This window comes from Leptospiraceae bacterium (assembly GCA_016708435.1).
In the GTDB taxonomy this organism is placed as follows: Bacteria; Spirochaetota; Leptospiria; order Leptospirales; family Leptospiraceae; genus UBA2033.
The window spans coordinates 39,603-60,396 of the sequence record JADJFV010000009.1 but is presented as its reverse complement, the minus strand read 5'-3'; the positions used below and the strand labels follow the sequence as shown (position 1 = coordinate 60,396).

Genomic DNA, 20,794 nt, shown 5'->3' with positions numbered 1-20,794 from the left:
GATATGTTGAAGAAAGAAAATCCCAAATACTCCTTACCGAATTATCCATATTATACTGATGACTCTACTTTTGTATTACAAAAAGGCGATATTATTTTTGTAGAAGATGAGCCTGAGGACGATTACTTTTATATTGTTCTTCAGGGGTCTGTTAAAATTAGTAAATTAGTAGATGGGCATGAATTTATTCTTGGAATTCTTGGCAAAGGAGAAATCTTTGGAGAGATGGCAATTCTAAACCAAAGATCTAGAAATGCAACCGCAATAGCATTTGAAGATTGCGTTATACAAAGATTAACCGCCAATACAATTTTGGAAAAGGTAGACGAAACAATACTCGTTAAGATATTTCATGTTGTATCGCGAAGACTTTGGTATGCGTTTCATAGAGTTTATATGTTAAAAGTAAGCGATCCGAATGTAAAACTTTATATTCAATTGCAGATGCTTATCGCAGATGAAATGGCAAAAGCAGACGCTGACAAAACTAAAGATAAATTTATTTTCCGTTTTTCCTTACAGGAATTACTTCGAATGGTAGACATCATGGATATCAATTCGGATAGAATCAATGAGTTCCTATCCGATCAAAATTTTTCCTTTTCGAATGGACTGATAGTCGTAAAAGATAGATTCGTTTTAGATGATAAGGTAGATATTGTTAAAAAAAGACATTCAAGACTATTAAAAGAAATCATCATCTGAAAAAATAAAAAAATACTGCTATGAAATCTGAAATCCGAAAATTATTAACGAGTAGAAATTAAAATGGATCCAAAAAGTATTTTAACAGACCCCAAGATGTCTGCCTTTTCTGAAATGGGAAGCAAAACAAAAGAGGAATCGGCTGACTTTATTCATATTCCTGTCTATTCTAAAGTTACAAACCTACTCAAAAGAATTTTGGATTTGGCAAGAGACAGACACAATCAACTGAAGAGCCTTAATGGTTCTGACACAGAAACGAGTAGCCTTCTCAGCCTGGATTATTTACATACCCTGCTTCAAAAAGAAAGTTCCTTAAAGGAAACTGAAAAAACTCCAGCAGCTATCAACGGTGCATTAAAGCAAATGCTTGATCTTTATACCAATGGCAGAGAGAAATATGGTTATCTATATCCAATTTTAATCCTTGAGAGTAATAAAATTATTCCCAAGATTATGCTAATAGCCCCACAAAAAGACAAGCAAACACCGATTAAACCCTACCGCGATAATTGCTTTGATTCTTCCAAGAGAATTATTGACCAAATGCTTACCACACGATCTAAGAACACAAGACGAGCAGACGATACGACAGAAATGTCTCTTTTAAGACTTAGTAAAAGCGGAAGTGAATGGCTATTTCCGAAGCTACTTTCAGTGGAAAGCGAATTAATCAGTCTATTGAAGAAAGGATTTCAGCCTTACGCATACATCCCATTAACCGACTTCATCGAAGATTTTACAAATTATGGGTTAAAGTCAGACAAGCTTGTTCAAATCTTACCAGACTATCATATGATTCAAGAAAAAGTTGAATTCACTGAAACGGGAGAATATACAAAAGTTCCAGAAGTGATTTATCACTATAAGTCGCAAGTAGAAAGCCTAGAAAAATTTGTTCTAAAATATCTGGGCAGCTCCGCTGAAAAATTAAAATTTCATCTTTATCAATCGACCCTTTCGAAATACAAAGAGAAGTATAACACGAGTTATCCGGAAGATCCAGAATCGATTCGAGAAAGAATGGACGAATTATTTGAGTTAATCTCCCTTTTTCCTGGAAAAGCAGCCAATGACGAGAATGTAAAAAAAATTCTAGAGACTTGCGAAGAATCTATTCAAATTTGTAAAAAACTTTATGCCCGAATGGATGATCTTGTTAAATATAAAGAAAAATACTTATCTAGCGTATTCCTGGATAATGTGCAAAAAAAAATCGATGACCATACAAAGGATAAACTTACTTTATTTGTATTAGATTTACGGGCAACGCTTGCAAAATCTAATATCGCCGACAAACAACTATTATACGAACTTGAAAAAGATCTAAAACAAATTATCCAAACCAAATATGGTTTCTTTGAATCTATGAGCAATGAAGGCAAAGAGTTTTTTTACGTTACTCATCCGGGTTATATTACTTGCGTAATTCACAATCTAACTCGTTTGACAATGGAAAATAAGGCTTATCAAAAACAATTAGATATTTCGAAAATAATTTTGAGCAAATTCAAAGAAACCAATAGAACAGACATTGATTCAATGGTTACAGAAGCAGATAAAGAGAAGTTGCTTCGAAAGATTGAAGAACTCAGAAATGAAGAAACAAAACGAAGACATAGAATTGAATTTAAAAATAATTATAATCTCGTAGCAGGTGTAACTGGATTTACAATTTCACTCATCTATTTTTTAGTTTTATACAATACGTATAACGATCTACTCTTTGCTCTCTTAAGCATTCCTGTGAGTCTTGTAGCCGGACTCTTCCTTGCTATTCTATTCAGGCGCAAACCGTTTATTACCCGCGAACAAAAAGAAGAAGGAAATTCTGACTCTGACAATGAAGCAGTTGGCACTGAAACAGAGAAAACCAATCAAGTTTTAAAAGCATCTGAGTCCTATGTATTCAAGGCTAAATTCAATTCTATTGAAGAAAGAATTCATGATAGAGCAAGTCTAAAAGAAACAATACGGGAAAATCTAGACCTCATCAAAGCAAATTCACAAATCTTCGCAAAAGAAAAGAATGATGATAAAGTTATTTCTACAATTGAAAACGCAATGCTTTTCTATTCTGCTATCATTACAATTCCAGCAGACTTTGTGCCTAAGGGAAAACCAACCATGATTATCCTCCAGCGAAGTGATTTAAAGAATCCACATATCCGATCTCAAATCGCTGAATACTTTAAATTTCAATCGGCAGCAGGAAGAAGCACAGGACTTGCAGCTTATTACAATTATTTATACCAAGCCGTCGAGCGTGATTATTTTAAATATGTTAAAGGTAGCAATATTCATAAATTGAAGAAAGAAATTTGACGCTTTTGTTGAGTTACCGGATAACGCACATTATTCTACAACTCAAACCTAGATTATGAAATTGTTTTTTCTCAGCCTATAAAGCTATTAACAAAGTAAGAAGTCAATCTAACAATTGCTTTCTAAGATCAATCGCCTCTTTAAAAGATGGCGCGATCATAATTGCCTTGTGTAAATACTGAAGGGACCGCTCTGGTCTATTCCACATTTTATAAAGTGTGGCTAAGTTGAAAAGAGGAATATGTGGTGCATCGTTAATAGAACATCTGATAGAGCGCTTTAACCAAAATACCGCTTCTCTATCTCTTCCATGTCTGAGGAGGATGACGCCGATTTCGTTGCATGGATTTCCATAATCAGGATTAAGCAGTATGGCACGGTAATAATAAGAAAGCGCTTCTCTATAATTACCGTCTTGATTTTCAATTAAACCTAAATAAAAGAGGCTTTCGTAGTTTTCATCTTCCTCCATTGCTTTCAGAAAATAAAAATTAGCTCTCTCTATGTCACCTGAATTAAAATGATCTTTACCTACTTCATTATGTGCTGATATAAAGTTTATTTGTTCCATGAAACTAACCGCTATATATATAATCGGTTATGCAATTTCAGGTCTTTAATTTTTGAGAAAAGAAATAATTTCAGCGGCGATTGAATTCTCATCTAGATGATAGTGTTTAAAAATTTCACTCTTTTCTCCGTGGGTGATTATGTCAGGTGGAAATGCAAACGTCTTTATGTATCGATTCAAATACATTGGATGAATTCTGTTTAAGACATAACCTGATACACCGGCATCTAAATAACTTTCATCTAGAATCACGAAATGTTTTGAATTGGATATAATGCTTGTTAGCCCTTCTACATCCAGTGGACGAATCCAAAATAAGTCTATCATGCCAGTGGAAATATTAGACTTTTCTAATATTTGTTGAGTTTTCTTTGCCGTATCTAGCATAGATCCGACAGAAATAATTGTGACATCTTTGCCTTCATTTAGAACTCTTAGTCTTCCTTCCGTCAAACTATTTCGTTTGGTATAATTTATATTATCCGCTGACTCGCTCGCTTTGGGAAAACGAATTGCAATAGGTCCCTTCGTATAGTCTTCCATGAAAAACATGGAGTCAATTAAATCCTGAGCACTAGAAGGAGCTAGAATACTCATATTAGGAAGACTACAAAGATATCCCAAATCAAAAAGTCCTTGATGCGTCTCTCCATCCGCCCCAACACACCCTGCTCTATCAATTACAAAACGAACAGGCAGATTCATTAGGGAAATATCTTCAACCATTTGGTCCAAGGCACGAGTCAGAAAAGTAGAATAAATACACATAAACGGTATTACCCCGCCTCCTAACAAAGCACCGGCAAAGGCTACTGAATGTTGCTCCGCGATTCCTACATCAAAGGTATTTTCTGGAAATTTTATCGAGTAATTTTTTAATCCGCTTCCTTCTATCATCGCAGGAGTTACTGCTACAACAGCAGGATTCTTTGTAGTCATACGAATCAAACATTCACCAATGATTTTACTATATCCAATTTTCGAATCTACGTTCATCGCTCCATCTTCAATATTAAACGGCGTTACTCCGTGGTATTTGATTGGATCATTTTCTGCCGGTATATAGCCCTTACCCTTTTGAGTGATTACATGGAGTAACAAAGGTCCTTCCATTTTTTTAACCTTTTCTAAAACGGTAACTAGATTTTGAATATCATGTCCATCAATTGGACCTATATAATGAAAACCTAAATCTTCAAACAGGGCGCCTGGAACAAGGAAGTCTTTGAAACCTTTTTCTAATCTTCGCGATACACTAACAAGTGCAGGACCTATGAGTGGTAACCATTTTAGAATAGTGTAATATACTTTTTTCCATTGATTGAAAAAAGTGGAAGTGATTATATTGTTTAAATAATTTGAAATAGATCCAACATTTTTAGAGATAGACATATAATTGTCATTTAAAACAACCAAACAATTCGGCTTTATATGCCCCCCATGATTTAGTGCTTCCAGTGCCATACCTGTTGCAATTGACGCATCTCCAATGACTGCTATACAATTATAATTTTTATGCAGCAAATCACGAGAAACCGCTTCTCCTAGAACCTGCGAGATAGAAGTCCCTGCATGTCCGGTGTTGTATAAATCATAATTTGACTCTTCTCTTTTCGGAAATCCAGATATTCCTCCGTATTTTCTAACAGTTTTAAGAGATTCTCTTCTACCCGTTAGAATTTTATGCGGATAAGTCTGATGACCCACATCCCATATCAAACGATCTATAGGCGTGTCAAATACATAGTGCAGTGCAACTGTTAGCTCAACAACTCCGAGGTTACTAGCGAAATGACCTCCAACGCTCGCAAGTGTATCAATGATATAAGTGCGAATTTCAGAACAAACTATTTCTAACTCTTCTTTAGAAATTTTTCGTAGGTCAGTTGGATCATTAATTTTATCTAAATACTTAAAACTCATTTTCAGGAAATAACCAGCGGCTTTGTAACTTTTTTAATATCTTCATCATCGATTAAACCTATTAGCTCATAAATTCTTACAGGATGAGTTTTTCCTTTTACTTGCACTAAATCTAATTCTCTTGCGTATACTCGGTCTTTAACTCTCTCAAATGTATATTCCGAAATAATAATATTTGTCCCGTAAGTCTTATTAGAACCTTCCAAGCGTGAACCTAAATTAATCGTATCACCCATACAAGTGTAATCCATTCGCTGCGAACTACCCATATTACCCACAACAGCAGATCCAGTGTTCAAACCAATCCCTATATCAATGGAAGGTAGATTTCTCTGCTTCCAGCTAGCTTGCAATTGCGCTAATTTATCCATTTGAATGAGCGAAGCAACGCACGCATAATACGCATGATCCTCTAAGTCAACCGGCGCGCCCCAGAATGCCATGATAGCGTCACCCATGTATTTATCAATGGTTCCTTTACACTCAATGATTATCTCTGTCATAGTAGAAAGATATTCGTTTAATAATTTTACAAGCTCTTCTGGACTTAGAGCTTCGGATAATGTGGTGAAACCTCTAATATCTGAAAAGAAAATTGTGATTTCTCTTTTGGCACCGCCTAGTGCTATTTTTTCAGGGTGTCTCAAAAGCTCATCTACTACATCTTTTGAAACGAATTTGGAAAAAGTATTTCGGATGTATTTAACGTTTGCTTCTTCTGTTAAAATTTTAAATCCAATAATTGCAACAAACACCATTAATTGTTCAATGACTATGCTTGGAAGGGGAATTATCAGATTGAACTTTGAAAATAAACCGAGGCTAATTGCTGTATACCCTATAACAAATAAGAAAATGAAAATAAAAGCAAACCATGTTTTTACTTTGGGTTGAATGAACCCTATAATTATTGCAACGATTAAGAAGATAAATAGATTTACCCCTTCAGGCGAGTCAGCCATAAAACTCTGGTTTAAAATCGTATTGATCGCATGCGCGTGATGCTCAATTCCAGACATCTCCCCATATGGTGAAAGGTGTGTATCCTTTGAAGCACCTCTACCGGTAGCATAATACATTGCGACAAGAAAGATTGTATCAGAATACTGCGTAGCATATTCTTTGCCCCATTCAGCTACGTCGTATAAATCATCATCTCTAAAGCAAAAAAGAGAGCCTACAAAGTTAATTTCCATTTGCCCGTAAATATCTATTGGAATTACAATTTCTCTTTCTGGATTCGGGATGGTCATGATATCATGCTCGCCATTCTTGTCTTTAATCATCTTTTTCGGAATGTTTTTGATTTTAACATATTTTCCCATTACAACTTCTGTATCTTCTACAACATCAACTCCTAGAAAACGAGCCGTTGCAATTAAGTCAATCGATGGATAGTATTCTGTTTCGTTATTCGGACCATGATTGTAAACTTTGGCAACAAGCGGCATATGACGATTAGACGAACTTTCTTCTTTTCGAATATTCGCAAATCCAACTCCAGCAGAATTTTCTGTTACTTGCTCAATCGGAGGAACGGCAAAACTTAACCAGGATACTCCCTGATCATCTTCATCTTTCACATGCTTCAATTTGAATCGGCGTAGTTTTTCAATTCTTGAATCAAGATTAATCACTGAGCTTCTAGACTCAGCAGTCGATTCAATCGAATAGTCAAACATTACATTATTAGTTCCTTTGAGTGCCGCCTCCATTGCATCCTTTTGGACAGGCTTATAGTCTACAAAGAAAATATCGAATAAGAGCATATTGCTAGTTCCCTTAAATGCATTTACAAGCTCTGCATACTTTTTCCAATCAATAGGCCAGTTGCCCTGCAACTTCTCGAGAGTTTCTGTTTTGATTCCAATGATTCGAATATCTTTACGTGCCCCTTCAATTTCGTTTACTTTTTCAATGTATCCTTTATCAGAGCTTAGCGCGCCTTTGCCCGGACTGCCTTTCAATAAATAGAATCTCCAAGCAATAGAAGACTCCTCAGCAGTTTGCATTAGTTTCAAAATATTCTTAGCGGTAAAAATCGTTAAGGCAAGACCTACAGCAATGAGGATACTTCCTATTACCTGCTTCTCCTTTGAAATTTTTTCTATGAATTTATATACATAGTAAAAAGAACCAAGAAGCAGAATGACTCCTAAAATACTCATTTGCGCAGACAGAATATTCGGCGGCAAAAAAGCACTCATTGAGACAGCGAGGGCTCCAATAGAAAAAGTAGTCAAAGATATGATATCTATGATTGACAGCTTACTTTGTTTTTCACTCATTTGGGTAACTCCGGTTGATTTGTTTGAATTTAGGGCTTTTAGAATGATTCAGAATGAAACTAGAATCGTCAAGAATTTCCTTTGAAGTAACAAGATTAATGAACAGCCCTAGCAATTTCTTTTGCATATTCATGCAATGCCTTCGCACAGGCATCTACATGAGAGGATTTTTCCTCAATGATTCTTTGAATTGCGGAACCTATAATGATTCCATCAGAATAAGCAGAGATTGATTTTGCTTGTTCCGGTAAAGAAATTCCAAATCCCGCACAAATAGGCAGCTTTAAAGATTTGCGAACCATTTCAATTCTCATCTTTAAATCCTGCGCAAAGTTCGCCCTTTCTCCTGTAACACCATAAGACGTCACATAGTAGATGAATCCAGAAGCTACTTTTTTTATTTGCTCAATTCTCTCTTTAGAACTTGCAGGCGTAATCAAATGAATAATGTCAATTTCGCTAGCTCTCGCTTTCTCAAGCACATAGGCGGAATCTTTTGCATCTACAGGTAAATCCGGAATAACAATTCCTCTTATTCCTGCCAAGTAAGCTTTTTTAAAAAACTTTTCTTCTCCATAGGAAATCACAGGATTCAAATAAGTTAGATATACAAGAGGTATATTCGGCTTATACGCATGAATCTGTTTCGTAGTCTCTAGAACTTTATCCATCGAAAAACCTTTTGCAAGGGCTCGCATATAAGACTTCTGAATCACAGGACCGTCAGCGGTAGGATCAGAGAAGGGAATTCCTAATTCTAAAATATCTGCTCCTCCGTCAATGAGTGCCTTCGCCCATTCGACAGATAGCGCATACTCCGGATCACCTAGCGAGATGTAAGGAATAAAATTACTGCGATTCTTTTTGTTCTCAAAGCATTCTTTTAAGCTTCCCATTATTTATCTCCTAATAAGCGGCTAACTTCCATTGTATCCTTGTCCCCTCTTCCTGAAAGACAAATAACTAAATCTTTTTTCTTTCCCATCTCTTTCGCTAATTTCTTGGCAGCAGAAAACGCATGAGCAGTCTCTAAGGCAGGAATTATTCCTTCCATCCTAGAAACTTCAATAAAGGAGGCTAACGCTTCTTTGTCGCTCACACTTACATACTCAACGCGTTTTATGGAAGCAAGATAGGCGTGTTCAGGACCGACACCTGGATAATCAAGACCTGCGGATACGGAATGTGCCGGAACAATTTGTCCACCCGCATCTTGAATGATTAATGTCTTAGTTCCATGTAAAAATCCAGGTCTACCAAATGTAATCGTCGCAGAATGCTCTCCTGGTTTATTTCCAAGTCCACCTGCTTCGACGCCATAGAGTTTTACTTTCTTGTCTTTCAAAAATCCGTAAAACATACCAATTGCATTCGAACCACCACCAACACAGGCAATGACAGCATCAGGAAGCTTTTTATTTCTCTTTTTGAATTGCTCTTTGGTTTCTTTTCCAATGATAGATTGAAAATCTCTTACTATAGTTGGAAACGGATGAGGACCAATGGCTGATCCTACAATATAATGCGTATTTGCCACACTCAGTGCCCATTCCCGCATTGCTTCACTCGTTGCATCTTTAAGCGTTGCAGTCCCAGACGTTACAGGAACTACCTTGGCACCTAAGAGTTTTATTTTATAAACGTTTAATTCCTGTCGTCTAACGTCTTCTGCCCCCATATAAATAACAGTTTCCATATCAAAGAGTGCTCCAACAGTTGCAGTGGCTAATCCATGTTGCCCCGCACCCGTTTCTGCTATGATTCTTTTCTTTCCCATAGCACGGGTTAGGAGTGCCTGACCTACCGTATTATTAATCTTATGCGCACCTGTATGATTTAAGTCTTCTCGCTTGAGCCAAATTCTAGCACCACCCCAAGACTTGGTTAATCTTTCTGCAAACGTTAGTAGAGAAGGTCTTCCAACATAATTTTGATTGTAGTATTGAAGCTCTTTTAAAAATTTAGGATTGTTTCTAAGTTTTAAATATACTTTTTCCAATTGAACGAGTGCATCCGTTAATATCTCCGGCGCATAACGTCCCCCGAAATCCCCAAAATAACCTTGCTCTTCCCCAAAATTTTTATCTTTCATAAATTGCTCCTAAGATTAATTCTTTGCCACAGAGGCACTGAGAGTTACCCCTGTCACCTCGAACAGCATCATCGTGAGAGGTCTATCTAGCTTAATACTACCGTTCTGTTGCAAAATAGATTTCTCACATCCACCCTTTTACTTTGCCACAAAGCCTTCTGCCAAGCGATGTTCGAAATGACAGTAAAAAAACTCAACACTTTCTACCTCTGTGGCAAATCTTCCTCACACTAATGCGTTATACAATTCCTGTCTCAACTTTTCTACTTCGCCAAGTAATTTCTCTTTCGATTCGAACGATATATTTTGTTCTACCCCTGTTTTACGATTGAGTAGAGAAAATTCATTTTTTTCGAAATAGTTTTTTCCAAGCGTTAGGCGAATTGGAAAACCTACAATCTCCGAATCTTTGAATTTAAAACCAGGACCTAAATCTCTATCATCCCAGAATACTTCAATTCCATTTGCTTTCAAATGATTGTAAATTTCTTCAACCTTTTTCATTTCTTCTTCTGTTTTTGAAATACTAACCATAGAAACTTCAAACGGAGCAACTGATATTGGCCAGATAATTCCTTTTTCATCATTTGCTTGCTCGATAATTGTAGCCATCGTTCGATTGAGTCCAATTCCATAACAACCCATTGCGAGTAATACCATTTTGCCGGACTTATCAGAAACTTTTATATCAAACGCTTTCGTATACTTTGTTCCTAATTTAAAAATATGACCCACTTCAATTCCCTTTTCGAGAGCTAAAGGCTTGCCAGAAACAGGACAGGGATCCCCTGCTTCCACCATGCAAAAATCTTTCTGATTTACTTCTTTTTTTAAATCACGAGAAAGCACAAAATTACGAGTATGCACATCTAGCTCATTTGCCCCTACAACATAGGCTTCGTTTGGATCAATGCTTTTATCATATAGGATTTTTAATTTGGAGGCTACTGCTTCTTCCAAAACAGGTCCTGTAAATCCAACTACAATTCCCAATTTCTCGCATTCAGGATTGGAAAGAGGACGAACCTCAGACGACGCAAACTGGTTATTAACCTTAACAGGATTCACTTCTCTATCCCCGCGAATAAAAACAAGAACATCAAATTTCTCATCCGCTTTTAAAAGCACTGCTTTGATTGTATTCTTTGCTTCTATATTTAGAAGTTTTGCTACATCTTCAATTGCTTTTGTGTTGGGAGTTGGAACTTTTTCCATCGTTGGATAATCTTTCTTATCCGTTGAATGATTCCATTGCACGGGAGTCTTCTCTACGTTACCCGCGTATCCGCTTTCCAGATTAATTGCAAGTGTGTCCTCTCCGATTGGAGAAATCACCATGAACTCTTCGGATCCACTTCCACCCATTGCACCAGAATCGGCTTGCACAGGGATTGTGCTTAGACCACAGCGGTTAAATATTTGACGATAAGTTTTACGCATGAGCTGATAGGTTTCATCAAGAGAACTGTCATCTACATGGAAAGAATAGGCATCTTTCATAATGAATTCGCGCGAGCGGATAACGCCAAATCGCGGACGAATTTCATCTCTAAATTTTGTATGAATTTGATACACGTTCTTCGGCAAATCCTTGTATGACTTAAGAATTGGCTTTAACAAAGAAGTAAACGATTCTTCATGAGTAGGACCGAGACAATGCGGAACATCATGACGGTCGTTTATTCGAAACATTTCCTTTCCCATTTTTTCCCATCTTCCACTTTGTTCCCAAATATCAGCAGGAGTTAAGATTGGTAATTCGAATTCAAGTGCTCCTGATTTATCCATTTCGTCACGCACGATTGCTTCTATCTTCTTTAAAACTCTTAGACCCATTGGCAGAAAATGATAATTGAACGTTACATAAACTCCCAGTATTAATAAAAATATAAATCCGACTTTAAAAATCATTTCAATGGCTCTTGGCGGTAGTGGTTTACCAGCAATAGCCTCATAAAGATAAAGAACAAGATGTCCTCCATCTGCTACAGGAATTGGCAATAGATTCATGAACATGAGTGCGATAGAAATATTGGCAACAAAGTTCAAATAAAATAGCCATCCAAATTCAAGGCTCATTCCCGCTGAGTGAACTATTCCTACAGGTCCCGAAAGATTATCTTTTACAGAAATTAATCCACGAAATAGCATACCGATTGCCTTTACTGATGTGGCTACGGCACGGTAAACTTTGTCAGCAGAAATCATGAATGCTTCTACAACGGAATTTTTCTTACTAACTCTTTCCGGCTCAAATTTCATGTCAGCCATAAAACCTAAAAGTCCAATTGGCTTTAACTTAAATTTTGCAGTATAGACAAGTTCGCCTGCTTCGAAACGAATTTCATTCGAAGAAAGGCTCGCTAGATATTTTTTCATCTCTTCAAAGTTTTTAAACTTCTCTCCATTAATGCGGATATTTAGGAGTTTGCGCGAAATCTTTGGATCATGTGCTGCAATCGCCAAATTCGGTATTGCAAAAGAAGGATTCCTAGAGTCTGCAATAGAGAATAATTCCAAAATATCAGAGCCTCTAACTGGAACCTGAACTGTTTTGTCTTCGGTTGACCAGGGAGAAATAAGTGGAATTGTTTTTCGAAGCAAATGGATATTTACCGTTTGATTTTGATAATTACCAAGAACAGTTTGCAATTCTCCAATTGTAGCAACTGGCTTTCCTTCTACATCTAAAATCATATCTCCATCTTTTAGATAAGCGATTGCTCGAGAGGCAAGCTTTGAATGTAAATCTTTTTCGGACTTTTTGTTTTCTAATTCAATGACAGCTTCTTTCGGGAAATTCTTTGTGTAATATTCTTCTGCTTTTCCACCACTATCAAATGTTTTTTTAAACCAGTAACCAATCTGCTCTGTGTATTTAAAGGTAACAACTATATGCCTCTCTCCAAACGGTTCAACCATGAGTGTAGGTCTACCGCCGGCAGAAAAAACGTCGGGAGTTATTTTGACAGACTTAGTCTCATTCTTTCGCTCATACGCTACTTCAATTTCTTCTCCGCCCGAAAGACCTACATGAGAAAAAATATCTTCAAAGGAATCAATGGATTTGCCATTAATAGAAACAATTCGATCCCCTGTTCGTAGACCTGCTTTATACGCTGCCGAATAATCTCGATTAGCCTTATCAATGAATATCTTATTTCCCCAGGAATTGTCTTCGCCTAGAAGAGCAATGATAAAGAAAATTCCGAATCCTAAAAATAGATTAAAGAGTGGTCCTCCAAGAACAGGAATCATTCGTTTGAGTGGAGGGGTTGATAGCAATTCGCCGCTAGTTCCTTTTAATCTCTTTCCATATTGGTCTCCCTTAAACATGACGTAGCCGCCAATGGGAATTCCAGTAATTTGATAGGTAGTCTCTCCAATTCTTTTTTTCCAAATACCTCTACCATAGCCAAGAGAGAAAATTCGTGCTTTCACTCCCACTAACATCCCGCAAAGTAAATGACCTAACTCATGAATAAAAATCGAGATGCCAAGCATCATTACAGCACCAAATATAACTAATAGCAAAGATCCTCCTAAGAATTACCTCTGACAAATTCTCTGGCCTTTCTATCTGCTTCTAAAAAAGGTTCGAGTTCATCAGGGTATTCGATTACTATAGATTGTAAGACAGAATCAATTTTCTCCGGGATTTCAGAAAATTGTATCTTGTGAGTTAAAAACAAATTAACCGCTTCTTCATTTGCTGCGTTAAAAAGTGCCGGTGCTGTTCCACCTTTCTTACCGGTTTCAAAGGCAAGAGCCAATGCCGGATAACGTTTCGCATTCGGTTCCCAAAAATTTAATTTCTTCCATTTAGGCGGTTTACTTTCAATTAACACCTTAGGGGTAAGGCTTCGGGTAAAAAAGGGAATGTGCTATTGGATAAATCATATCCGGATGAGAGGCATACATAAGAGTTGCCCCGTCAATTAGTTCAATCATTCCATGCACAATGCTTTCCGGATGAATGACAACTTCAATTTTTTCGTAAGGAAACCCGAATAAAAAATGTGCTTCAATTACTTCGAGTCCCTTGTTAATTAATCCAGCAGAGTCAATTGTTATTTTGGGTCCCATCTTCCAGGTTGGATGATTGAGTGCTTCTTCCACAGTGACATGCTTTAGTTTTTCTAGCGGCAAATCACGAAAAGACCCACCGGAAGCAGTTAGAGTAAGAGATGCAATATTTTCACGCTTTTGAGATTCAACCAATTGAAATAATGCGTTATGCTCCGAGTCTACCGGAACCAAAGTGACTTTATATTTCTCTAATAAAGTATTGATATAAGGCCCGAAGGTGACTAACGTTTCTTTATTCGCGATTGCAATTTTTTTCTTAGCTTCTATTGCGGCTATCGTTGGATTGACTCCGAGAGAGCCGACGACTGCTGTGACAACAATATGCACAGGAGTCATTTTTACAATTTCACTCATTCCACTAGCACCATAGAGCACTCGTGTGTTTTTAAAGCGATTTCCTAGTATGGATTTATCTGCTTCTTCGGAAGTGATTACCGCATAACTAGGATTAAACTCCTCAATGATAGCTTTTGCTTTATCAAGATTAGAATTTACACTAAACGAATATAGCTGAAATGATTCTGGAAATAAGCGTATAACTTTTAAAGTAGATTCGCCTACGGAACCAGAAGCACCCAGAAGACAAATTCTCTGCATAGTTAAATCCTAAATACTAAAGCCAGCCATTTCTTTGAATACCAAATACACATATGCGGTTGGTATCGTGAATAGGAGAGCATCGGCTAAGTCTAATACTCCGCCATGACCTGGAATCGTTCCAGCGGAGTCTTTGGTATGTGCATCTCGCTTCATTGCAGATTCAGATAAGTCACCGGCAACGCTGATAATAGAGAAAACAAATCCGAATAGAATTGTCTCAATCGTTCCAAAGGCTGGCGTTTTTCCAAGCAAGTGAATCCATATGGCATTTATGATCAAACAGTAAATAATGGCAGTGACACTACCTGTAACATAACCTTCGATAGTCTTTTTCGGAGAGATTTTTAAACCCGCTGGATGTCTTCCGAAAAGTCTGCCTCCGAAATACGCTCCTGCGTCTGTAATCATTGTTAGCCCGCAGACTATGTAAATATAATAAATTCCAAATGGAAGGGAAAGAAGCTTTAGAAAATGTCCGAGTGGTATTGCAAGATAAATTACACCGAGCACAGTAGTACTTACAGAGAAAATCGCTCCATCGAGGGGTCTATGCAATATTTGCCATACGAAAGAAAAGAAAGTTACTAGAAATACTGCAAGCATAACTAGTTCATAATCAGCTTTTAAGAATCTTCCTGAATTTGCTAACCAGTATGGAACTTCAATTTGATTTTGGCGTAATAGGAGATTGAAATAATAGATTGTAAAAATAATTACAGCTAGAATAAAACCCGTTGTGCGAAATGGTCTACCTTCATCTCCGCGATCCGAGAGTTTATAGAACTCGATTAAGCCAAGATAAATCACTGTTAGCCCCAAAAGGAACAATGGAATGTAATATAAAAATGCACTGTATTGAAAAGAGAATATGAATATAGGAAGCAAAATAGCCGCCGACAAAATTCTCATAATAGTTTCTTTCATTTTTCTAATCCCCCGAATTTTCTAGTTCTACTTGCATACCAATCCAACGCATCATGAAGCGATTTCTTATCAAAATCAGGCCAAAGCGTATCGGTAAAATAGATTTCTGCATATGCTATCTGCCATAGCAGAAAATTGGAAACTCTTTTTTCTCCTGCGGTACGAATTAACATATCAACCGGCGGAAGTGGATAAGTGTAAAGCGCTTCTTCCAATTCTTCGGGTTTTACCTCTTTTTCTAAGTTCTTCTTTTTTTTGATTCGATTTTGTATGATCTTATGAAATGCATTTAAGATTTCATCTTGCGAACCATAGTTCAGACAAAAGTTAATTACGATTCCGGTGTTATCTGCTGTAGCATCAACTGCTCGATCAATTCTCTTTAGTGAGCCTGGAGGAATCATCTTTCGAGATCCAGAGTGCATAATTTTAATATTTTTACTTAATATAGAATCAAGTCTAGAGTCTATAAAATTTTCTAAGAGTCCAAAGATAGCCTTCACTTCTGCAATTGGACGCTTCCAATTTTCTGTAGAGAAGGCATAGAGAGAAATATTTTTGATTCCAATTTCAATCGCTGTATCCATGAGTCTGTCAATGGCAAGCGAGCCTTCCTTATGTCCTTCTTTACGTGCAAGACCTTTGGAAGTTGCCCATCTTCCATTGCCATCCATAATGATAGCAATGTGCTCGGGAAGTTTTGATTTTTGCTTCACAAGAATTAAACTGTCGTAACTTCTTTTTCTTTCAAATCGGTCATCTCTTGAATTTTAGAGATGTAGGAATCAGTAAGCTTTTGAATTTGATCTGTTAGACCTTTGATTTGGTCTTGAGAAGCTTCACTGTTATCCTTCTTGATATCATCGTTGATATCGCGGCGAATATTACGAATAGCTACTTTCTTTTCTTCACTTTTTTGTTTTAATACTTTTACAAGTTCTTTTCTTCGGTCTCCCGTTAGCTCTGGAAGCGGAATGCGAACAACTACCCCATCATTGTTTGGACTAAATCCCATTCCTGATGTCATGATTGCCTTTTCAATATTCTTGATTACAGTCTTGTCATAAGGGGTAATCATGATTAGCCTAGGCTCGGGAGTAGTAATTGAACCCATTTGATTGAGTGGGGTTAATGCCCCGTAATACTCAACTTTAATATCTTCGACCATAGCTGGATTTGCGCGTCCGGTGCGAATTTGTAAAAAATCTTTTTTTAATGCATCGATGGTTTTATCCATCTTCACTTTTGCCTGGGATACATAGTCAGTCATTTGCGAATTTTACCTCTTCTGAGTTTGAGATTAATGTGCCGACAGTCTTTCTGGAAATTAGATCCGCAAGATTGCCAGATTTAAAAATATCGAATACGATAATCGGCATGTTGTTTTCCATGCAAAGGCTAAGGGCTGTTTGATCCATCACCTTAAGTCGATTACGAATTGATTCTGAAAAAGAGATACTTGCATATCTCTTAGCTGTCTTATCGATCTTTGGATCAGCGGTGTAAACGCCGTCCACTTTGGTCGCTTTTAAAATTACTTCACAGCCTACTTCAACAGCCCTTAGACTTGCCGTCGTATCTGTGGTAAAATATGGATTACCCGTTCCGCCTGCAAAAATTACTATACGCTTTTTTTCAAGATGGCGAACAGCTCTTCTTCTAATGTAAGGCTCAGCAATTGAATTGACTTCAATTGCTGAAAGAACTCTTGTAAATAAACCTATCTTCTCACAAGCATCCTGCAAAGCGAGAGCATTCATAATCGTAGCCATCATACCCATATAGTCTGCGGTTGATCGCTCGATTCCTTTTTCTACTCCACGAATTCCACGAAAAATATTTCCACCACCAACGACAATTGCTACTTCGATATTCTGTTTGTGAATATCAAAGATTTCCTTTGCCAGCGCACTGGTTTTATTTCCATCTATTCCGTATTCACCCTCGCCTGCGAGAGCTTCCCCCGATAACTTAATTAAAATTCGTTTATAGGGTTTCTGCTGATTCGGTTCTTTCGAGTCCAATTAGCCTCCGATTTGGTAACGAATATATCTCCCGATAGAGATTTCTTCTCCAAATTTTTTAGTCGAATCCTGAATGATTTCTTTCATAGTTTTCTTATTGTCTTTAATGTTTTGTTGCTCTAACAAACAGACTTCAGAATAAAAACTAATAAGCTTTCCAGGAATGATTTTATCAATTTGTTCTGGTTTTTTGCCTTGCTCTAGCAGTTGTGATTTCAAAATTTGAGTTTCTTTTTCAATTACTTCTTTCGGAACATCAGAAATGTTCAGATAAAGAGGATTAACCGCTGCTATTTGAAGACTGATTTCTTTTCCGAGTTCTTCAAATTCTGCATTTTTAGCGACAGAATCAGATTTACAATTTAATTCTAACAGAACTCCAATCTTTCCATTGCTATGAATATAAGAAATTACACGACCAGAACCTGCGGTTTGAAAACGAGCAGATTTTCCTATCGTAATATTTTCTCCAAATTTTGCAATGAATTCTTGGATATGAGTTGTCTTGTCTTTTGCAGGAGTCTTTGACTTGAATTCTTTTCCAGCAGCGTTTAACTCACCGGAAACTTCGATATAAGAGCTGTTAGCCGCAGCCATCTGAACTGCGATCTCTTTTCCTAGTTTTTCAAAGTCTTCGTTCTTAGCAACAAAGTCAGTTTCACAATTGAGTTCAAGTAAAGAACCAACAGTGCCTGATTCGTGGATAAACGATATTACCCTGCCCTCTTTCGTTTCTTTGTCTACTCGCTTTGCAGCTTTCGCCATACCTTTCTCGCGAAGATAATCAATAGCCTTTTGCATATCAGCCCCGTTTTCAATCAGGGCTTTTTTACAATCCAAGAGACCGGCTCCGGTTGATTCTCTTAGTTCTTTAATTAATTCAGATGATACTTCTGCCAAGTTCTTAACCTTCCTTATCTTCTTCTTTCATTGCGTGGACTTCTTCTGTTACCACAGCAGTTGCAACTACTTCTTTGAATTCTTTTTCAAAAGTTGCATCATCGTCCATGATGAAACGACCTTTCTCGTCGTATTCTCCACGGTAATCCATTCCCATGTCACCTTCCATATCATCTGTAAATCTAGCAGACTCAGGGATTTCTCCACCGGTTCCTTCGATAACAGCATTGGACATAGTTTCAAGGAAAAGAGATATTGCGCGTATCGCATCATCATTACCTGGAATTGCATAGTCGATTAATTCTGGATCACAGTTGGTGTCAATTACGGCAAACACTGTTAGTCCGAGTGTTTTAGCTTCTTTTACTGCGATTTCTTCTTTTTTAGGATCAATTACAAATAAAATATCAGGAATCGTTGTCATATCTTTGATTCCACCGAGAGTTTTTTTCAACTTCTCTAATTCTCTTTTAAGTCCTAAATGTTCTTTTTTTGTTTTTGCTTCTTGTTCGAATGTATTGTTGTCTAACATTTGCTCTAGCTTTTTCAAGCGAGCGATACTTTTTTTAACGGTATTCCAGTTGGTTAATAAACCACCGAGCCAACGATTGGAAACGTAAAACATATTGCAGCGTTTAGCTTCTCTTTCGATTGCACCGCGAGCTTGTTTTTTGGTTCCCACAAATAAAACAGTTTTCTTTTGAGACGTTAGACGCTTGAGAGCATCATAAGCTTCTTTAGCTTTTTGGACTGTTTTTTGTAAGTCGATGATGTGAATTCCATTTCTCGCTGTGAAAACGTATGGAGCCATTTTTGGATTCCATTTGCGAGTCTGGTGACCGAAGTGAACACCTGCTTCAAGCAGATTTTTCATTGAAATTACTGACATATTTACCCCTTTTTTATCACGAGATAACCTGTTACTACCATTCCAACAAGAGCGGCAGGGGTTAACTGTATCTCGATCTTAATTATATAAAGTTCAAACGAAATCGCTTCTCTTAACAAATACTTAGAAAGCATATGCAGATTCAAAATCTTGTCTACTAATGCTCCAGCCACGGCTCCTATGAAGAGTCCGAGAATAAGCGCTATTAGAAAATTTCCGATAGATACTTTCAAAGAATTTCAAGCATTCGAATGACTTTTAACCAGTAAAATTGACATAGGTTTATGGTCAAGTTTGTATTGGTTGAGTTGGCTTGAGAGATTTACTCTGGGGTCAAGCGACTAAATATTTTTTGTTTAGCACCATTATGATAGCTAAATAATGCGCTGTTAGCCCCATGAACAATAAATCCACTATCTGAATCATTCATACGATCCACGGTTCCCATAAGGGAATGATCTCTCCAGCTTGCAGAAGCATCTGCCATCCTAATCGCATGAAGATAACCACGGGAATTCGTTGCAATTAAATTATCACCTCTTAGAATTGGACTTGGCACTGGCATTTCTTCTAATAAGTATTTATGACGTAAGGAACCTGTATCAGGATCTAACCAGAACATATTTCCGCTGTCATCAAAAAGGATTATACGATCATTATATAACATTGGCTCAATGAGTATAGAGCCGGGACTTAAAAACATCCAATTTTTCGCTCCAGTAATCAGATTCAGGCTAATTACTGTTCCATCCTGTGCGCAAATTAAAACTTGATTTCCAATCCTAGTTACTGGCAACGTTGGTAAAAACGGTAAAAAATAAGTCCAATTTATTCTATTTGTCCCGCTTCTGGCAAAAACAATTCCAGTTTGCGTTTCTATATCAATGTTTGTTTCAAAAATTTGATTTTCATATTTCACGATTTTAAATCCTACTCTTACTTGCAGATCAAATTTTCGACTCTTTGGATTGTAGGTAAAATAATAGTAACCCTTTAAATCAGAATAATATACAATTTCTATTCTAAAAAAATATTTCAATTGAAGAAACTCTTTATAGTCCGCTCTAAATTGAAATTTGCACTTAGCAACCGAACAAGTAGAAAAATCCGCCTGCGGTTCCTTTGGTAGAGGATTTTTACTTTCACTATTCAAATTATTTGTGTTCTGATTGACCGTTGATTTTGAAACAGAATAAGCCCCATTATTCTCTCGGTTACTTATCACTAACGCTGTCAAGTATTGAACTGATTTATCATTTTCGTCCTTATTCGTCGAACAAGAAATTGTAAATAGAAGCGCAATTATATAGAGAAAGACTTTCACGGCAGAACCTCGTATTATATTTCAAGTAAGCAATTAAACTAGCTTCGTATTTTTATAATACTGGTTTTCAATTATGGATGCAATAGGTATATTCTGCAATTTAATAGGTATTAGGGATAATACCTATATGTTACAATTCA

Annotated in this window: 16 protein-coding genes and 1 pseudogene; 2 read left to right on the top strand and 15 right to left on the bottom strand. The window is 37.0% G+C overall.

Annotated elements, in window-relative coordinates; all coding sequences use genetic code 11:
* The first annotated feature begins 3 nt into the window (after window positions 1-3).
* Together IPH52_14625 and IPH52_14620 are read left to right on the top strand one after the other, a co-directional pair.
* On the top strand, window positions 4-705 hold the full coding sequence (locus IPH52_14625) for a cyclic nucleotide-binding domain-containing protein (protein MBK7056252.1): 702 nt from the start codon (window positions 4-6) through the stop codon (window positions 703-705).
* A gap of 63 nt (window positions 706-768) precedes the next feature.
* Window positions 769-3,030, top strand: a complete 2,262-nt coding sequence (locus IPH52_14620) for a hypothetical protein (protein ID MBK7056251.1) — start codon at window positions 769-771, stop codon at window positions 3,028-3,030.
* A 103-nt stretch (window positions 3,031-3,133) separates the two neighbouring features.
* Here IPH52_14620 and IPH52_14615 read toward each other — a convergent pair whose 3' ends face one another.
* From IPH52_14615 to IPH52_14545, 15 genes and pseudogenes are all read right to left on the bottom strand, one after another.
* A complete protein-coding gene (locus IPH52_14615; GenBank protein MBK7056250.1) occupies window positions 3,134-3,601 on the bottom strand; it encodes a hypothetical protein in 468 nt (155 codons plus the stop codon).
* A gap of 45 nt (window positions 3,602-3,646) precedes the next feature.
* Window positions 3,647-5,524: a 1-deoxy-D-xylulose-5-phosphate synthase gene (locus tag IPH52_14610; protein MBK7056249.1), complete on the bottom strand. Its 1,878-nt coding sequence runs from the start codon at window positions 5,522-5,524 to the stop codon at window positions 3,647-3,649.
* Between the two features lie 2 nt (window positions 5,525-5,526).
* Complete coding sequence (locus IPH52_14605; GenBank protein ID MBK7056248.1) at window positions 5,527-7,812, bottom strand: adenylate/guanylate cyclase domain-containing protein; 2,286 nt, start codon at window positions 7,810-7,812, stop codon at window positions 5,527-5,529.
* 95 nt (window positions 7,813-7,907) lie between these two features.
* Window positions 7,908-8,708, bottom strand: coding sequence for a tryptophan synthase subunit alpha (locus IPH52_14600; GenBank protein ID MBK7056247.1), 801 nt, complete (start codon window positions 8,706-8,708; stop codon window positions 7,908-7,910).
* The gene (trpB, locus tag IPH52_14595) at window positions 8,708-9,904 is read right to left on the bottom strand and encodes a tryptophan synthase subunit beta (protein ID MBK7056246.1); all 1,197 of its coding nucleotides are present in this window, start codon (window positions 9,902-9,904) and stop codon (window positions 8,708-8,710) included. The genes IPH52_14600 and trpB overlap by 1 nt, the downstream gene beginning before the upstream one ends.
* Before the next feature lie 225 nt (window positions 9,905-10,129).
* Window positions 10,130-13,438: a proline--tRNA ligase gene (locus IPH52_14590; GenBank protein MBK7056245.1), complete on the bottom strand. Its 3,309-nt coding sequence runs from the start codon at window positions 13,436-13,438 to the stop codon at window positions 10,130-10,132.
* A gap of 8 nt (window positions 13,439-13,446) precedes the next feature.
* Window positions 13,447-14,590 (bottom strand): annotated as a pseudogene (locus tag IPH52_14585) (1-deoxy-D-xylulose-5-phosphate reductoisomerase).
* A 9-nt stretch (window positions 14,591-14,599) separates the two neighbouring features.
* Window positions 14,600-15,517 (bottom strand): phosphatidate cytidylyltransferase, encoded by a 918-nt coding sequence (locus IPH52_14580; GenBank protein ID MBK7056244.1) that lies wholly within the window; start codon window positions 15,515-15,517, stop codon window positions 14,600-14,602.
* Window positions 15,514-16,191 carry a di-trans,poly-cis-decaprenylcistransferase gene (gene uppS, locus IPH52_14575; GenBank protein ID MBK7056243.1) on the bottom strand — a complete coding sequence of 226 codons (678 nt, stop codon included), beginning with the start codon at window positions 16,189-16,191 and terminating at the stop codon, window positions 15,514-15,516. Before uppS ends, IPH52_14580 begins: the two co-directional genes overlap by 4 nt.
* Before the next feature lie 47 nt (window positions 16,192-16,238).
* On the bottom strand, window positions 16,239-16,787 hold the full coding sequence (gene frr / locus IPH52_14570; GenBank protein MBK7056242.1) for a ribosome recycling factor: 549 nt from the start codon (window positions 16,785-16,787) through the stop codon (window positions 16,239-16,241).
* Entirely contained in the window at window positions 16,780-17,541 is a 762-nt protein-coding gene (locus IPH52_14565) for a UMP kinase (GenBank protein MBK7056241.1), read from the bottom strand. The genes frr and IPH52_14565 overlap by 8 nt, the downstream gene beginning before the upstream one ends.
* Window positions 17,542-18,441, bottom strand: coding sequence for a translation elongation factor Ts (tsf, locus tag IPH52_14560; GenBank protein MBK7056240.1), 900 nt, complete (start codon window positions 18,439-18,441; stop codon window positions 17,542-17,544).
* 4 nt (window positions 18,442-18,445) lie between these two features.
* The gene (rpsB, locus tag IPH52_14555; GenBank protein ID MBK7056239.1) at window positions 18,446-19,330 is read right to left on the bottom strand and encodes a 30S ribosomal protein S2; all 885 of its coding nucleotides are present in this window, start codon (window positions 19,328-19,330) and stop codon (window positions 18,446-18,448) included.
* A 2-nt stretch (window positions 19,331-19,332) separates the two neighbouring features.
* On the bottom strand, window positions 19,333-19,563 hold the full coding sequence (locus IPH52_14550; GenBank protein MBK7056238.1) for a hypothetical protein: 231 nt from the start codon (window positions 19,561-19,563) through the stop codon (window positions 19,333-19,335).
* An 89-nt stretch (window positions 19,564-19,652) separates the two neighbouring features.
* Window positions 19,653-20,654: a PQQ-binding-like beta-propeller repeat protein gene (locus tag IPH52_14545; protein ID MBK7056237.1), complete on the bottom strand. Its 1,002-nt coding sequence runs from the start codon at window positions 20,652-20,654 to the stop codon at window positions 19,653-19,655.
* Window positions 20,655-20,794: the final 140 nt, after the last annotated feature.

Coding starts and splice junctions, on each gene's coding strand:
- IPH52_14625 (MBK7056252.1), top strand. CDS start 4: ATGTTGAAGAAAGAAAATCCCAAATACTCCTTACCGAATTATCCATAT.
- IPH52_14620 (MBK7056251.1), top strand. CDS start 769: ATGGATCCAAAAAGTATTTTAACAGACCCCAAGATGTCTGCCTTTTCT.
- IPH52_14615 (MBK7056250.1), bottom strand. CDS start 3,601: ATGGAACAAATAAACTTTATATCAGCACATAATGAAGTAGGTAAAGAT.
- IPH52_14610 (MBK7056249.1), bottom strand. CDS start 5,524: ATGAGTTTTAAGTATTTAGATAAAATTAATGATCCAACTGACCTACGA.
- IPH52_14605 (MBK7056248.1), bottom strand. CDS start 7,812: ATGAGTGAAAAACAAAGTAAGCTGTCAATCATAGATATCATATCTTTG.
- IPH52_14600 (MBK7056247.1), bottom strand. CDS start 8,708: ATGGGAAGCTTAAAAGAATGCTTTGAGAACAAAAAGAATCGCAGTAAT.
- trpB (MBK7056246.1), bottom strand. CDS start 9,904: ATGAAAGATAAAAATTTTGGGGAAGAGCAAGGTTATTTTGGGGATTTC.
- IPH52_14580 (MBK7056244.1), bottom strand. CDS start 15,517: ATGAAAGAAACTATTATGAGAATTTTGTCGGCGGCTATTTTGCTTCCT.
- uppS (MBK7056243.1), bottom strand. CDS start 16,191: ATGGATGGCAATGGAAGATGGGCAACTTCCAAAGGTCTTGCACGTAAA.
- frr (MBK7056242.1), bottom strand. CDS start 16,787: ATGACTGACTATGTATCCCAGGCAAAAGTGAAGATGGATAAAACCATC.
- rpsB (MBK7056239.1), bottom strand. CDS start 19,330: ATGTCAGTAATTTCAATGAAAAATCTGCTTGAAGCAGGTGTTCACTTC.